The sequence below is a fragment of the Novosphingobium sp. UBA1939 genome, assembly GCF_002336885.1.
Classification (GTDB): Bacteria; Pseudomonadota; Alphaproteobacteria; order Sphingomonadales; family Sphingomonadaceae; genus Novosphingobium.
Genome location: NZ_DDFB01000137.1, coordinates 194,028 through 209,093 on the forward strand (window position 1 = coordinate 194,028; position 15,066 = coordinate 209,093).

12 protein-coding genes are annotated in these 15,066 nt (G+C 63.9%); 6 read left to right on the top strand and 6 right to left on the bottom strand.

Going from position 1 to position 15,066, the window contains the following annotated elements; translation table 11 throughout:
• From B3547_RS18625 to B3547_RS18640, 4 genes are all read right to left on the bottom strand, one after another.
• A complete protein-coding gene (locus B3547_RS18625) occupies nt 1-1,710 on the bottom strand; it encodes an amidohydrolase (RefSeq protein WP_292965696.1) in 1,710 nt (569 codons plus the stop codon).
• Nucleotides 1,711-1,757: 47 nt separating this feature from the next.
• Complete coding sequence (locus B3547_RS18630) at nt 1,758-4,121, bottom strand: TonB-dependent receptor (RefSeq protein WP_292965699.1); 2,364 nt, start codon at nt 4,119-4,121, stop codon at nt 1,758-1,760.
• A gap of 254 nt (nt 4,122-4,375) precedes the next feature.
• Nucleotides 4,376-6,760: a TonB-dependent receptor gene (locus tag B3547_RS18635; RefSeq protein ID WP_292965702.1), complete on the bottom strand. Its 2,385-nt coding sequence runs from the start codon at nt 6,758-6,760 to the stop codon at nt 4,376-4,378.
• A gap of 148 nt (nt 6,761-6,908) precedes the next feature.
• Complete coding sequence (locus tag B3547_RS18640) at nt 6,909-8,066, bottom strand: MFS transporter (protein ID WP_292965705.1); 1,158 nt, start codon at nt 8,064-8,066, stop codon at nt 6,909-6,911.
• A gap of 217 nt (nt 8,067-8,283) precedes the next feature.
• Between B3547_RS18640 and qhpR the strand changes: the two genes are divergently transcribed.
• Together qhpR and B3547_RS18650 are read left to right on the top strand one after the other, a co-directional pair.
• A complete protein-coding gene (gene qhpR, locus B3547_RS18645; protein WP_292965708.1) occupies nt 8,284-9,285 on the top strand; it encodes an AraC-like transcriptional regulator QhpR in 1,002 nt (333 codons plus the stop codon).
• A gap of 9 nt (nt 9,286-9,294) precedes the next feature.
• Complete coding sequence (locus B3547_RS18650) at nt 9,295-10,134, top strand: type 1 glutamine amidotransferase (RefSeq protein ID WP_292965711.1); 840 nt, start codon at nt 9,295-9,297, stop codon at nt 10,132-10,134.
• A gap of 13 nt (nt 10,135-10,147) precedes the next feature.
• Here the strand turns inward: B3547_RS18650 and B3547_RS18655 are convergent, their stop codons facing one another.
• On the bottom strand, nt 10,148-11,353 hold the full coding sequence (locus tag B3547_RS18655; RefSeq protein WP_292965714.1) for a citrate synthase family protein: 1,206 nt from the start codon (nt 11,351-11,353) through the stop codon (nt 10,148-10,150).
• Between the two features lie 50 nt (nt 11,354-11,403).
• Here B3547_RS18655 and B3547_RS18660 point away from each other — a divergent pair, with 50 nt between their 5' ends.
• The 4 genes from B3547_RS18660 to B3547_RS18675 all read left to right on the top strand — a co-directional run bounded on the left by B3547_RS18660 (nt 11,404) and on the right by B3547_RS18675 (nt 14,521).
• Entirely contained in the window at nt 11,404-12,483 is a 1,080-nt protein-coding gene (locus tag B3547_RS18660; RefSeq protein WP_292965717.1) for a citrate synthase/methylcitrate synthase, read from the top strand.
• Nucleotides 12,484-12,733: 250 nt separating this feature from the next.
• Nucleotides 12,734-13,186, top strand: a complete 453-nt coding sequence (locus B3547_RS18665) for a hypothetical protein (RefSeq protein WP_292965720.1) — start codon at nt 12,734-12,736, stop codon at nt 13,184-13,186.
• 238 nt (nt 13,187-13,424) lie between these two features.
• The gene (locus B3547_RS18670; protein WP_292965723.1) at nt 13,425-13,862 is read left to right on the top strand and encodes a hypothetical protein; all 438 of its coding nucleotides are present in this window, start codon (nt 13,425-13,427) and stop codon (nt 13,860-13,862) included.
• 83 nt (nt 13,863-13,945) lie between these two features.
• Entirely contained in the window at nt 13,946-14,521 is a 576-nt protein-coding gene (locus tag B3547_RS18675; protein ID WP_292965726.1) for an NADAR family protein, read from the top strand.
• Between the two features lie 169 nt (nt 14,522-14,690).
• Here the strand turns inward: B3547_RS18675 and speD are convergent, their stop codons facing one another.
• Entirely contained in the window at nt 14,691-15,065 is a 375-nt protein-coding gene (gene speD / locus B3547_RS18680; RefSeq protein ID WP_292965729.1) for an adenosylmethionine decarboxylase, read from the bottom strand.
• Nucleotide 15,066 lies beyond the last annotated feature (1 nt).

The following is a 15,066-nucleotide window of genomic DNA, read 5'->3' on the forward strand; positions in this document are numbered from 1 at the left end:
TCAGGGTTTCGTGCGTTGGTAGATGCGCGTGCCACCGACCCAGGTTTCGAGCACGCGGGTATCATGGATCGCGGTGGGCGGACCGGCGAAGGGATCGCGGTCCAGCACGATGAAATCCGCGACCTTGCCCGTTTCCAGCGAGCCGGCGGTGGCGGCGGTGCCGAGCCGCTTGGCAGCATCGATCGAGAACATCGTGATAGCCTGCGGCAGGGTGATCGCTTCCTTCAGGCCGAAGCTGCGCGTGCCGCCGCCGGGATTGCGGCGCGTGACGGCGGTTTCGATGCCGATCCAGGGATCGGGCTTGGGCACGACCGCCCAATCGGACCCGGCGATGACCAGTGCGCCCGCCTCGAACCCTTCGCGGATCGGCCAGACGCGATCGATGCGCGGTTCGCCCACGGCGCTGGTGATGTCGTCGTTGATCGGCTGCGGGTCCCACAGGTACGGCGAATATTCGACCGCCGCCTTGAGCGCCTTGAAGCGGGGCAGGTCGGCCGGGTCGACGAAAGTGGAATGGCCGACCTGGTGGATCGGCCCGTTCATGCCATTGGCCTTGCGCGCGGCGGCGATGGCATCGAGCGCGGATCGCACCGCGCGGTCGCCGGCGGCGTGGAACAGCACGGTCACGCCCAGCTTGTCCCACTTGACGAGATTTTCCGCCATCTGCGCCGGATCGAACAGCAGCAGTCCGCGCGCCGGGGCGTTGGGCTGGCCGGCCTGATAGTCGCCCAGCATGGCGCCGGTGTGGCTCTCGGTCGGCACGCCGTCGGCGAAGACCTTGATGCAATTGGCGTTGAACAGCGGCCGGACGTATTTGGCGCGGTCGGCCACGGTCCGGTCGAAATCGGGATTGGCCTGCCCGGCTTCGGAATAGGCGATGCAGGCCTGCACGCGCTGCTTCAGCAGTCCCTTGTCGGCCAGGTCCGCATAGACTTCCAGATCGTCGCGGAAGGCCATTGCCTCGACGTAGCCGACGACCCCGTAGGACGCGAGCATCTGGAGGTGTTCGCGCAGCACTTTCCCGGTTTCCTCGCGCGATTGCGGCGGCACCTTGCCGGTAACCAGCCGCCCCGCCGTCTCGCGCAGCACGCCGGTCGGCTTGCCCGCCGCATCGCGCTCGATGATCCCGCCTTCGGGGTTGGGCGTTGTGTCGCTGATCCCGGCGGCGGCGAGCGCTTTGGAATTGGCCCACACGCTGTGGCCGCTGACATCGAACAGCATCAGCGGGTTGTCGGGAGAAATAGCGTCGAGCGTCGCGGCGGTGATCGGCGTGCCTTCCAGCAGCGAGGCCTGCCACTGGCCGCCGGTCACCCATTCGCCGGGCTTCGCCTGCTTGACGCAGGCGGCGACGAGTTCGAGCAGTTTGGCCGCGTTGGCGTCCTGCGGTACCCGGCAGCGACCTTCGCCGCCCTTGGCCTGCAGGATCGGGTGGACGTGCATGTCGTACAGGCCGGGCAGGACGGTCTGGCCCTTGAGATCGATCACCTGCCGCGCGGGCGTGCGCGTATCGAGCGAGACGATCCTGCCGTCGCGCACGGCCATGGCAGTCTTCCAGCCGGTGGGCGTGTAGATATGGCCGTTGACGAAACGAACGTCCGCGGTTCGCGCTGCGGCGGCTTTCGCGGCCGGCCGGGCGGCAGCCGCGCCGCCCGTTGCAAGGAGGCCGACGAGGCCGGTCGCCGCAAGCAGGTGTTTCCAGTGAGCAGCCATCGTCGGTATTTCCCCCTTGTCGTCTTTTCGATTTGCTGGCCGCCGCCTCAGAAGCTGTAGGCGGCGGTCAGGCCGAAGGTGCGCGGACGCACGATGTTCGAACGGTAGATCGTCGACAAGCCGTTGTCGCGCGAACGCCGCCCGGCCCAGATGTGCTGGTTGAGCAGGTTGTTCACGAACACCGAGACATCAACGCCGCTGAAACGATAGCCCGCGCGCATCGACCAGGATTTCACGGCCGGCGGGTTGGACAGCGTCGGATCGGACCCGCCGTTGCGCGGATCGATGCCCGGCGTCAGCGCGCTCTGATAGGCGCGGTAGTCGAAGTCGGTGCGGACGTAGGCCTTGTTCTCGCCGAGCGGGATATCGTACTGGCCATGCACCGACACGGTCCACGGCGGCGAGGCGATGTGGTTGCCCTTGGTCACCGAAGGCACCGTCGCGCTGGGGCCGCCGAGGAACGTGTTGAGGAACTTGGCGTCGGTGTAGCCGACCTCGGCCTGGAGCGAGAACTGCTCGCTGACCTTCAGGTCGAGCTGCAGGTCGAAACCGCGGCTGCGCGCGTTGCCAAGGTTGCCGGTGAACTGGAAGCCGCAGGAATTGAGCGCAACCGACTGCTGGATGTTCTTCCAGTCGATCTGGTAGGCGCTGCCCTGGATGCCCAGCCGCCCGTCCGCGACGCGCGTCTTGAGGCCCAGTTCGTAGCTCCACACCGAGTCCGAATTGTAAAGCTTGGGGCGACCGCCGGGATAGCCGAGCGAGGCGAGTTCGGGTCCGCAGGGCGAACCCACCTGTGGGTTGTAGCCACCCGGGCGGAAGCCCTTGGACACCGAGCCGTAGATCAGCGTGCGGTCGGTCACCTGGAAATCGATGCCGAACTTGGGCGTGAACGGATGTTCCTTCTGCGTGCCGACGTCGGTGACCGACGGGCCGACCACGGGCCCTTGCGCGAAGGAGTTGATCGCGAACTTGGTCTCGCCATAACGCAGGCCCACGGTCAGCGTCAGCCGGTCGACCGGCTTGTAGTTGACCTGGCCATAGACCGCATATTGCGTGTCCTTCGACGTGGTGGCCTGATCATAGATCAGCTTGCCGTTGACCAAGGGCGGGAGGATGCCGGCCAGGAACGGCGCGTACTGGTAGAAGAACGTGTCGTTGACCTGCTGGATCGAGGTCTGCTTGGCCTGCTGGTAGAACGTGCCGATGACCCACGAGATCTTCGAATCCTTGGCGGTCGATTGCAGGCGCAGTTCCCCGGTCCAGTTCTTCTGGGTGTTCACGAAGTCGCTGAATGCGGACTGGTTGGGGAAGATCGGCAGAGTGATGCCGGTGAACAGGCTCTGGTCGAAGGTGGTGTAGTCCGACACGAACGTTTGCTTGCGGTCGAAATAGGAGCCGATCGCGATCAGGTCCGCGCCGCCCAGGTCATAGCGGATGTTGAGCGAGGGCAGCACGAAGCGGTCCTTGCTCCATTCGCGCACGCGGTTGCCGTTGAGCAGCTTGTTGTTGGCATAGTCGGAGAAGGGCACGCTCGGCTGGGTCTGGTCGGCCGCGATATTGTCCCAGGATTCGCCGCTGTCGTTGGTGTTGAGCTTCTGGAACACGACCGAAGGCGTGATCGTCAGTTGCGGCGTGGGTGTCCATGCCAGCGCCACGCGGCCGACGTAGGATTCGTTCCAGTTGGCGTTCTTCTGGACGACCGACTTGTCCTCGAAGCGCACCCGGTCGATGTACCCGCCATCGCGGCGGTAGTACCCGCTGGCGCGGATCGCCAGCTTGTCCTGCACGATCGGCGTGCCGAACGCCGCGCCGATTTCATAGCTGGGCGCGCCGCCTTCGGTGAAGGAGAGTTCCGAGCGGATACGGCCAGAGGTGGTGGTGGCGCTCGGCTGGGGCGAGATGAAGCGGATCGTGCCGCCTTCCGAACCCGCGCCGAACAGCGTGCCCTGCGGGCCGCGCAGCACTTCGATGCGTTCCAGATCGAAGATCACCGGATAGGCGTTGCCGCCGCTGTAGCCGAGCGCGCGGACCTGGATCGGCGTATCGTCGATATAGACGCCGGTGGTCGCCGCGCCGACGGTGGAATTGATGCCGCGGATCGCAATGTTGGTGGTGGTGTTGGTGGCTTCGAACACCACGCCCGGCGTCTGGCGGATCACGTCACTGAAATCGCGCACGCCGCGCTTGTCGAGCGTTTCGGTCGAAAAGGCGCTGACGCTCAGCGGAACCTTGCTCAGCGCTTCGGACTTGCGCGTGGCGGTGACGATGATTTCGCCGCTGGCGTCGTTCGCGCCTTCCGTGGCGGATTGCGGCGCTTCCTGCGCGAAGGCCGGCGCGGCGACGATCATCGCCCCCAGCATCGACGTACCGAGCAGGCCAAGCCTGCGTCCCAATGTGCGGTGGACCCCCATGATGAACTCCCCTGTTCATGCCGCCGCTGAATCGTCGCGGCCGGCTTCTGTTCACGAAACGAAAGCTATGGCCCGTCCCGAAAATGCAATTGATCGAAGGCCGCAGTTGCAGCGCAGCATGATGCTTAGGATCAATTCCTTTTGCGCCGAGGGGCGAATGGCCAGAATTGCAAAGCGCCCGGTGGTCCGGGGCGGCCGGCAGAGGGCAGCGCCGGACCGGAAAACCCGGCCCGGCGTCGCCCTCATGTCGGGTGTTACCAGCGCACCGTCACGCTCGCCCCATACGTGGCGGGCTTGGCATAGACCGACGTGGTGCCGAGAATGCCGAGGTTGAGCGTATAGGCGCGGTAGGCCTTGTCGAACACGTTGCGCCCGAACACCTGGACCGACAGGCGGTCGTTGGCGGTGGTCCAGGTCAGCGACGCGTTCGAGACGTTGTAGGCCTTCTGCAGCGAGGAAGCGCCGTTGGTGACTTCCAGATACTGGTCGTCGTACCACACGCCGTCGAACTGCGCCGCCAGATTGCCGCCGAACGCGTCGATGTTGTAGCGCAGCAGGTAGTTGATGCTGAACTTCGGCGCGTTGGGCAGCTTGGCGTCCGTGATTGCCTTTTGCGGATAGGTGCACAGGAAGGTGCCGTCACCCTGGTTGGCGCAATACTGGGCATCGGGCGCGCCGGGGAAGAATTCGGGGCCGATCTGGCTGCCCGGCCCAAGGATCTGCTTGACCTTGGTGGTCTCCCAGGTCGCGCCAAGGTTCACGTTGAGCCGCTTGACCGGTTGCCAGAACACTTCCAGCTCCGTGCCCGTGGCCCGCGCGTCGCTGTTGCTCACCTGCGGCAGGCCGCCCAGTACCGAGAACGCCTGATAGTTGTCGTAGATATAGTGATAGGCGGTCAGGTTGGCGCGCAGCGTGCGACCGGCGTTGGACCACTTCACGCCGCCCTCGAACGAATTGAGCCGTTCGGGATCGTGGCGGAAGTTGGCCGGCGTCACATCGGCGCTCAGCGTCCAGTTGCCGCCCTTGATGCCGCGGTTCCACGATACGAACAGCAGGGTATCGGGATTGGGCTTGTAGTTCAGACCAACGCGGGCCGCCCAGTCGCCATACTTGATGCGGTTGATGCCGGGAACGACGGCCGCAAACGCTTCGTCCGTGGCGCGCACCACGGTCGGGAAGCCCGTGTCGATCAGGCGCGAGGTATAGTCGATCGACTTGTTGTCCTTGGAATAGCGCACCCCGGCGATCACGGTCAGCGTGTCGGACAGATCGTATTCGCCCTGGCCGAACAGCGACCAGTTCTTCGACCGCAGCGTATAGTCCTCGACCACGCGCGGATCGTTGGCCGCGCCGTTGATGGCGAAGGCGGTGCCCAGCACCGGCGCGCCGATGGTGGTGAGCGAGCCGGCGATCTTCATGTTGAGGTAATAGGCGCCCGCCTGCCAACGGAAGGGGCCGCTGTCGCCCGAAAGGCGCAATTCCTGGCTGAATTGCTTGTAACGCGCGGTGGTGAGGAACTGGATGACGGTGACGGGAAGGGCATCGCCATCCTCGGCATAGGACTTCTTGAGATCGGTGTAGTTGGTGATGGCGGTCAGTTCCACGCCGCCGAACTTCTTGACCAGCTTGCCCTGATAGATGTCGGTCCGGCGATCGAAGTTGCCGCGATCGTTGGAGAAGTTCTGGTAGGGGCTGGCCTTTGCGCCGGTGATGCCGTTGATGACGCCGCCGGTGCCGTCGCTGAGGCCGGCCGGGTTGACGTGGCAATAGCCGTTGGCGAGCAGATCGCAGTTGTCGAAGACATAGCCGCCGGTGGCGACGTGGTTGTCCTCGCTGTGCTTGAACCACAGGTCCAGCTTGCCGTCGCTGCCGATGTCGGCCTGCACGGTGCCGCGCAAGGCCCAGGCGTTTTCGCCGCCCAGATCCTGCCCGTTGCCGTCGAAAGTGCCGGGCAGGGCGGCGGCGGACTTGATATAGCCATCCGCCTTGACCACGCGCCCGGCCACGCGGAAGCGCAGCCCCGGCGTGATCGAACCGCCTACCGCGCCTTCCAGCGCGCGCCGGTTGAAGCGTTCGTAGCTGGCTTCGGCATAGCCGTTGAAATCGGCCTGGCTGGCATCGTTGCTGATGTAGTGGACCAGGCCGCCGGTGGCGTTGCGGCCGAACAGGGTGCCTTGTGGGCCGCGCAGCACTTCCACGCGCTTGGTATCGAACAACTGGCCGGAAATGCCGTTGATCGAGCCCATGTAGGCATCGTCCATGTACACCGCGACGGGCGCTTCGAGGTAATCGGTGAAGTTGTTCTGCGAAATGCCGCGCAGGTTGAAGATCGTGACGTTGGGTGACCACGCGTTCAACTGGAACGCCGGGATCTGCTGGGTGATCTGCGTGGTATCGGTGATGCCCAGCGCCTTGAGCTGGTCACCCGAATAGGCCGAGACCGAGATGCCGACTTTCTGCAGGTTCTCGCTGCGCTTGTTGGCGGTGACGACGATATCGCCGAAGCCCTGCTGCGGCGCTTCGGTCGCTTCCGCGGCCGGCTGCGTCTCGGCGAAGGCCGGTGTGGCGCTGATGACCGCGATGGCCGCCGCGATGGCCATCGGCGAAGCATGGAACAGTCGATGATACGGCTGCGTCATTGCGTAATCTCCCTGTGTCGCCCGGACCGTCGCCATGTGGCTGACGCGCCGGTGTCGATTGCAGGAGATACCGATGCGCCCCGTCCTGCTTGGCAGATCGGGACATTTCCGTTTTGCAGACGCCGCCCGCGCCGTGCGTGCGGTATCCTCAGCCCTGCGGCGCGAGCAGGCGGCGGTGCGCCTGCATCGGCAGAAGCAGCAGCGCGAAACTGGCAAGGAAGAAGAAGATGCAGGCCAGTTCGACCAGGGTATAGCTCGAACCGTTGGTCAGCAGCCCCGCCAGGAACGGGCCGGTGCCAAGGCCGAGCATCTGCATTGCCACGGCGCGGCCGATCATGCGCCCGCGCGTGTCGAACTCCCCCACGGTGCCGAGGATGAAGGGCAGCACGAAGTTCCACAGCACGTTGAAGCCGCAGACGCTGATCGCGAACAGCACGATGCCGGGATGGGCCAGCAGCAGCCCGATGCACGCCCCGCCGCCGAGAATGCCGATCATGATCGCGCGGTCGCGCGCCAGTGCGCCTGCCAGAAACACCGATGCCAGCGCGCCGCCGATCGCCAGAACCTGCGAGGCGAACAGCGCGTCGGCCACGGATTGTTCGCCAAGACCGGCCGCGATGCCGACGAGGAACAGCACGGCCCAGGCGATGCCCTGCGCGATGTTGTACGCGAGCACGCCCGCCAGCGCGACCGCAACCATGCCATGCGGCAGATCGCGCGCGCCTTCAGGAATTTCGGCCCGCGCCTCGTGCGTGCGCGGCACGTTGCGCACGGTCGCCAGCCCGAGAACGAGAAGGGCTGCGAACAGCCAGAACAGGGCCGGCAGGCCGAACCGATCGAGAAACGCCGGCATCCGCCACACGCCGATCGCGCCGTAGGTCAGCAGCAGAGCCAGATACAAGGCGATGTTGCGGTCCACCTTGCGCGTCAGGCCGACGAAGGTGAAGCTCAGTGTGATGATCGCGCCGTGCCCCAGTCCGGCAATGAAGCGTGCAGTCCACAGCGTGCCGCCACCGGATGCCATGGCCGAAAGGCCGTTGCCCAGCGCCGCGACGAGCAGTGCCGCCGCCATGACTCGCCGCCAGTCGTACCGGTGCGAACCCAGCGCCATGGCGATCGAGGAGATGGCGACACCCAGCATCTCGATGCCGGCAAGGTTCAGCGCTTCGGGTTCGCCGACATGCAGGTGGGTGACGAAGCCTTGAACCAGCGCGGGCTGGACGATGAACGAAAGAACGCCCAGCGTGCCCAGCACGATTGCGCTGACAACGGCTGCCGGACTGTCGACGTCGTATTGCTGGGCCAATGCGAGTCCCTCCCCTTGAAGGAGCCAGTTCCTAGGACAGCGGCGGCAGGTTCACTTGGCAGGACTGGCCAAGTGGCATTCCCGATCAAAGCAAGCTCCGGATTTGATCGAAAGTATCAATCCAATGACCGCTTCGGATAATTTGGAATGGCGGGGCTGCGTTACGCTCCTGTCAAGATCGGGAATCGCATTCCGACTATCGTATAGGGGAGTAGCCATGAGCCAACCGGCAGTACAGGCCGAAGCGCTTTGCGGGTGGACCGACTCCATGCCCGCCTTCGGTATCGAACCCGACGAAGCCCTTGCCCGGGCAGGTCTCGACAACGGCGACGTTGCCACGTCGAATCGCATCTCGCTCAAGCGTTTCGCGCGCATGGCGGAATCCGTTGGCGAGCGGGCCAATCATCCGGCCGCGACATGGACGATCGGCCTCAACTACGATCTTGCGCAACTGGGGGAGATCGGCACCGCGATCACCTCGGCACAGACGCTCGGCGCGGCCCTGCGCCGCTTTGCCGATCATTTCGAACTGCTCCAGGATTCGACCACGCTGGACTTTCAGGTCAAGGACGGGACGGCAACGGTCAATTACCGCATCCTCGATCCCGACATCTGGCCGCGCCACCATGACGCCATGTTCAGCCTTGGCATCGTCGCCCGCATCGTGCGCATGGCCGTGCCCGACGCGATGGACGAAATCGAGCTGGGGTTCGAATGCGCGCGCCGCGATACCGGGCTTGCCATGCCGCTCAGCCGCCTGAGCTTTGGCGGCGAGGTCAATTCGCTGAGTCTTCCGGTTGCCATGCTCGATGCGGCGATGCCGCCATCGGACGCCAGGAGCAATCTCAAGGACCTGTCGACGCAGATCGCGCGCAAGCGCCGCGCCGAACCCGCACGCGATCGCCTGGCCGCGATGATCTTCGCGCGCATGTCGCAGGGCGAGATCAACCAGGATGAACTCGCCAGCGAGATCGGCATGTCGAGCCGCACCATGCGGCGCCGGCTGGCCGAGGCCCAACTGACCTTCCAGCAACTGCTCGACGAATGCCGGATGCGGCAGGCGATGCTGGAATTCCGCACCCGTCCTGAATGCTCGATCGCGCAGGTCGCGCTACGGCTGGGTTATGCCGAGCATTCCAATTTCACGCGCGCCTTCACCCGCTGGGTGGGCGTGCCGCCGCAGCGTTACCGCGCGGATACCTTGCAATCGCAACACTAGAGATACCCGATGACACGACTGCTTCTGATGGAAGGCAATACCGCCGACAAGCGCGCGCGCGCCGCCGAGCTGGGCGTGCGTTCGTCCAGCGAGATCTACGCGCTGGCGATCTTGGCGCATTTTCCCGATTTCGATCTGGACGTGGTCAACGCGGCCGATGCGGATTGGGCTATCCCCGGTGGCCGGTCGTTCGCCGATTACGACGGCTTCGTCGTCACCGGTTCGTCGCTTCATGCCTATGACAAGGAATTCGCCGTCACCAACCAGATCGCCATGCTGCGCGACGCGGCCGAAGCGGGTCTGCCGGTGTTCGGAAGCTGCTGGGGCCTGCAGATCGCCGTCATGGCCGCCGGGGGGCAGGTCGAATACAATCCGCGCGGGCGCGAGGTCGGCTTCGCGCGCAAGATCGTGCGCACGGCGGCGGGTACCGATCACCCGATGTTCGCGGGCAAGGGCGCGGTGTTCGATGCGCCGTGCATCCATTACGACGAAGTCACGCGCCTGCCGGACAACGCCACGCTGCTCGCGTCCAACGCGCACAGCGTGGTACAGGCAGCGGTCGTGCCGGTGGGGCGCAGCGACGTCTGGGCGGTGCAGTACCACCCCGAATTCGACATTGCCCAGCTCGTCCAGCTCTACACGCTCTATGCCGACGACATGATCGCGCAGGGCTTCTTCGCCGATCGCGCCGCGCTCGATGCCTATGTGAAAGTGCTGGCCAGCCTTGCCGCCGCGCCTCAGGATGCCGGCCTTGCCTGGCAACTGGGGGTGGACGAGGACATCACCGACGATAGACGCCGCCGCGCGGAAATCCTCAACTGGATCAAGGCCTTCGTTCCCGGCGTTTGAGCTTCCGCAACGCTCACGGGTTTGCCTCGGCAAATACTGTATCGGGCGCCACACCGACATATCTGGCTCGCGGCCGGATCAGCTTCCCGGCGCGGGATTGCTCGAGGGCGTGTGCGATCCAGCCGGTGCACCGCGCGGTCGCGAAAATCTGGAACGGTGCATCTTCGGGAAGATGGGCAAGCTCGGTGAGCGCGGTCAGGGCGAAATCGATGTTCGGGAGTTCGCCCGTGGCCTCCAGCACGGCCGCCGCGAGATCACGATGCTCTGGCAGCGGATCAAAGGCCGCCAGCAACGCTTTTGCGCGCGGGTCTCCATCAGGATAAAGGGGATGTCCAAAGCCGGGCAGTGCCGCGCCGGCCGCAAGACGTGCCGACACGGCTCCATGCGGGTCAGCCTTGCCGGCTTCGGTCAGGAAACTGCGCACGCGCGTCGCGATCCCCCCATGGAGAGGGCCGGACAGGGCGGCAAGTCCGGCGAGCGCGCAGGCCGCCAGCGATGCTCCCGTGGAAGCCGTGACGCGCGCTGCAAAAGTTGAAGCATTCAACTCGTGGTCCGCCAGCAGGACCAAGGCCCGCCGGATAAGGTCCGTCCCGACGTCGTCGCACCCCCACGCGCGGCCGAGCCGCTGATCCATCGGACCGTCGCCCGAGCCTCCGGCCACCGCGTCCACGAGAAGGTCGAGCAGCGCTGCCGCTTCGAAGTATAGCGCCTCGGGCCTTCGTCCCCGCGTGGCGGGGCTTGTTGCAGCGCGCCAGGCAAGGGCTTGAAACATCCGGTCGTGCGCACGGCCCGGCGCGATCGTGTTGGTTTGTGTCGGGAACCGCTCATTGCCACAGTCCCACAACAGGCGCGCGACACCTTCGAGGCTTGCGGTCTCGGCAAGCGACGCGGCGTTCCTGCCCCGGTACCAGAGCTTGCCGTCCGCAATCGTCGTGATCGCCGATGCCAGCACCGGCTCTCCCCAGGCGATGGCTTCTTCGGCCACGGCGGCCTGTCCCCGGCCACGGGCACGCCGCTTCTGCAACCGGTCGACGTCCGAAGCGCGATAGAGGCTGCGCCGCGGATCGTCCGCGTCCCGCCGCGCCTCGATCCGTCCGCGACTGACGTAGGCGTAAAGCGTCTGCGCCCGGAGGCCGAGCCGCGCCATCACTTCTTCTGCGGTCAACCAGCCAGCCATGCTCAAGCCCAGACATTGATTAAGTTGATCAAGATTGACCAAATCAACTTCCGCCGGAATCCTGTGCCCGTCAAGTCCAGGAGATGCAGAAGATGGCGGAAGGTTTGGAAGGCGTCGTGGCCGCGAGCACAGTTCTGTCCGATGTCGATGGTGCCGCTGGACGGCTGGTGATCCGCGGCTTCGAACTGGGCCAGCTGGCGGGGCGCACGCGTTTCGCGGAAGCGGCGCACCTGTTGCTCGACGGGTTCCTTGATGATCTGCCCGACTTGGACGGACTGGAAAGGATGTTGGGCGAGGCGCGGGTCGAAGCCTTCACGCATGTCGAGGTGCCCCATTCCATGCCCGCTGGCCTGAACCCGGTCGAAACGGTTCGTGCCTTGCTGGCGCGGATACCCGAGGGCGATGATGTGCGGACCGCCTTGCGGCTGCTGGCGGGAGTTTCGGTGTTCACCGCCGCTGTCGCGCGCCGGCGCCAGCATCAGGATCTGGTACCACCCGATCCGGCGGCGGACCACGCCGCCGATGTGCTGCGGATGGTGCGGGGAACCACGGCGACGCTGGAAGAAGCCGCGGCGCTCGATACCTATCTGGTCACCGTCTGCGATCACGGCCTCAACGCCTCCACCTTTGCCGCGCGCGTCACCGCCTCGACACTGGCCGGACTGACGTCGGCGGTGCTGACGGGGCTCAGCACCTTGAAAGGCCCCCTGCACGGCGGCGCACCCGGGCCGGTTATCGAAATGCTCGACGCGATCGGTGACGCGTCCAACGCACGGCGCTGGATCGAGAGTGCCCTCGACCGGGGGGACAGGCTGATGGGCTTTGGCCATCGCATCTACCGGGTGCGCGATCCAAGAGCGGACGCGCTCAAGCGCGCGCTGAAAGGGCTCTCTCCCGATGCGGGCCGGCTGGCATTGGCCGAGGCGGTGGAGCAGGCAGCCCTTCAGATCCTGCGCGAGCGCAAGCCGGACCGATCACTCCAAACAAACGTCGAGTTTTACACCGCGCTGTTGCTCGAAGCGCTGGGCTTCGACGCTAGCGAATTCACCTGCGTGTTCGCGATGGGCCGAACGCTGGGATGGCTCGCCCATGCGCGCGAACAGGTTGCCAATGGCAGGCTGATACGGCCCGCGTCCCTTTACGTCGGGCCGAAACCAAGGATCGCCGCCTGAACGAAACGCGGGTTTTGCGAGGCGTGAATGCAGCGTTCAACGTCTGCAACCGCCCAGAACCCGTCGCCCGAAATCCCGTCATCCCGGCGAAGGCCGGGATCTCGTGCCGGATTGCATGAGGTCAGAGATGCCAGCCTAAGCTGGCATGACTGGGGAGGATGGAGAGGGTTGAAGGGGTCTTGACGGTTGTCGCCCAGTTGCGGACGCCTCGCCGATGGTGCAGCTTCCATCGAGGTCAGGAGAGAGAGCGATGCGTCACTTAGGATTAGCGTGCTTTGGACTTGTCATGGCGGCGGGCGCGATGGCGGCCACCCCGACCGTTGACAGATACGCGGAAGGTCAGGTCTGGGAATATCAAACTCGCCCGGGCGACCAAGGATCGTTGCTCAAGATACAAAAAATCGAGGTTTCGCCGCAGTTTACTAAGAGCGGCCCAGTCTACCACGTTAGCATAATCGGCATACATTTCGATGGCTTGCCGGTTAATGGCACCCTTCAGCACGCACCTTTCTCAAGGGCCTCCTTGGATGCGAGCGTCACGAAACTCTCAGCGTCAAAAGCGGAATTTCCTGACGCAAACGGCGGCATAGCCGAGTGGCGGAAGGCGCAAGGCGGCGTCTTTACGGTGACTGTTGCAGAAGCAGTGAGCTTCGCTGAGCAGACAATGCGCAAGCAGATGTCAACAACGCCGAGCGGCAGCTAACCACCAACCCAGGCCTTTCACCGGGCCAGCGACATCGATAAACAAACGACCGCTTCCGGCGTACGAGCTCAGGTGCCTGAACGGCCACTATCGCGGCGGCAGTCGTCGGGCTTGACGCCGGCACGCGGGCGGCGGCTATCGCCAGCGCATCGAATAACCGGGTTTCCGGACACCACAACATTGCGGACGTTCGACTCGCTGGTAAGCTCAAACGATGAAGCGACCTTGTCTTGCAGCCTTGGCGATCGCCGTCCTCATCAATGTCGCCTCTGAACCGTCAGGAGCGATGACTACTTTTTGCTCTCACCCGACGCGGGAGCGGGTGTTGGCCCGAGCAACTATCGACTTTCCGGAGATCAGTCCAAGAAAGTTGGAACGTAGCTTCGATGCAATCGCCAAACGCATCGGCATGTCACCTTGGGGCTCAGGCTTGCTGGATAGCCATGGCAAAACGCTCCGCCAGACCGTAGCCATGCAAAGTCCTAAGGTAAGTGTAAGTGCCGAAGCTCGTTGGGAAGTGGGCCAGCTACGCGTGCCGCTGGTGATCAGAAGAACGTGTATTAATGACGTGCTTGAGCCTTGGCACGGTTACTGGTCCAACCTCATTCGTGAAATCCGGAAAAGCGGAGACAGAGTGACTATGGACGAACTGCAGCCTGCTGCTGCTTCACGGTAGTCCTTGGGGCGCGCCAGCATCCCACCCCAAACGGGCCTAAAGCGGCCTTTCGGACACGGCGACATTGCAGGCTTTCTCACATCGTGCCACGCACCTACGCCGAGGGGGGCGAAAACGGAATGCAGGCAATAAAGTTTGATAAGCCAGCCGTTCAATATACCGCGCTGCCTGATCCGGCCGACTTTGATACCTTTGTGCCGTTCTTGAAGGGTGTGTTCAGCCAATGGCATTTCACGCCTTTCAACCTTGATGGTCAGTCGTTCGTTGCTGCCGAGCAATGGATGATGTTCGCGAAAGCACTTCTGTTTGGCGATCTGGAGGTTGCTCGACAGATTCTGGCGAGCCCCGACCCGAGCACACAAAAACGACTGGGTCAGCTGGTTTCAGGCTTCGAACCCGAGAAGTGGAACGAGTGGAAGATCGATATCGTCTATCGTGGGAACATAGCAAAGTTTAGCCAGAATCCAGGAGCACTCAGGCAGCTTCGAAATACTGGTAAGGCCATGCTGGTTGAGGCAAATCCACGAGATTGGATCTGGGGTGTTGGTCGCGGGGTAGATGATCCGCTTGGGCACTCACCCAAACAATGGCGAGGCCAAAACCTCTTGGGACTGATACTAACCAAGGTACGGGATGATCTTTCCGCGGCACCTGCTTAGACGTCCTCTCCCCACCAACCCATGCTATTCACGGGCCTAGCGACATAGGCAAGCACACGACCGCTTCCGGCGCACCAAATCAGGTGCCTGAACGGCGGCTATTGCGGCAGCGGCAATTTCTATCCGGTCACGAAGGTGGTCGACACGGTCATTCAGACAGGTCAGTATATTACTCATTTTCGGTGAGAATATTTTTTGAAAGTCGTTCAATTCTAAATGTCTGGTTGATCACCGCAGCAAAATTCTCGACAATTACGGCTAGTCCACATTCTGCATTCACCTCTTTGCCGCAGACGAATAGGTCAATTGCCGCCTCACCAGTTTCTGGCCAAGTGTGGATCGATATATGCGATTCCGCGAGCAGGGCGATCCCGGTTACGCCCATGTCCCCGCCAAAGGCGTGAACATGGACGCTCAAGACTTTGGCGCCTGCTGCCAAAGCTGCTTGGCGCAATGTAGCCTCGATCAACGCTAAGTCGCTCAGCCCCGTCGCGTGGCTCAGGTCCGCAATTAGATGGACACTGGTGCCAGGCAAGTGCGTCATG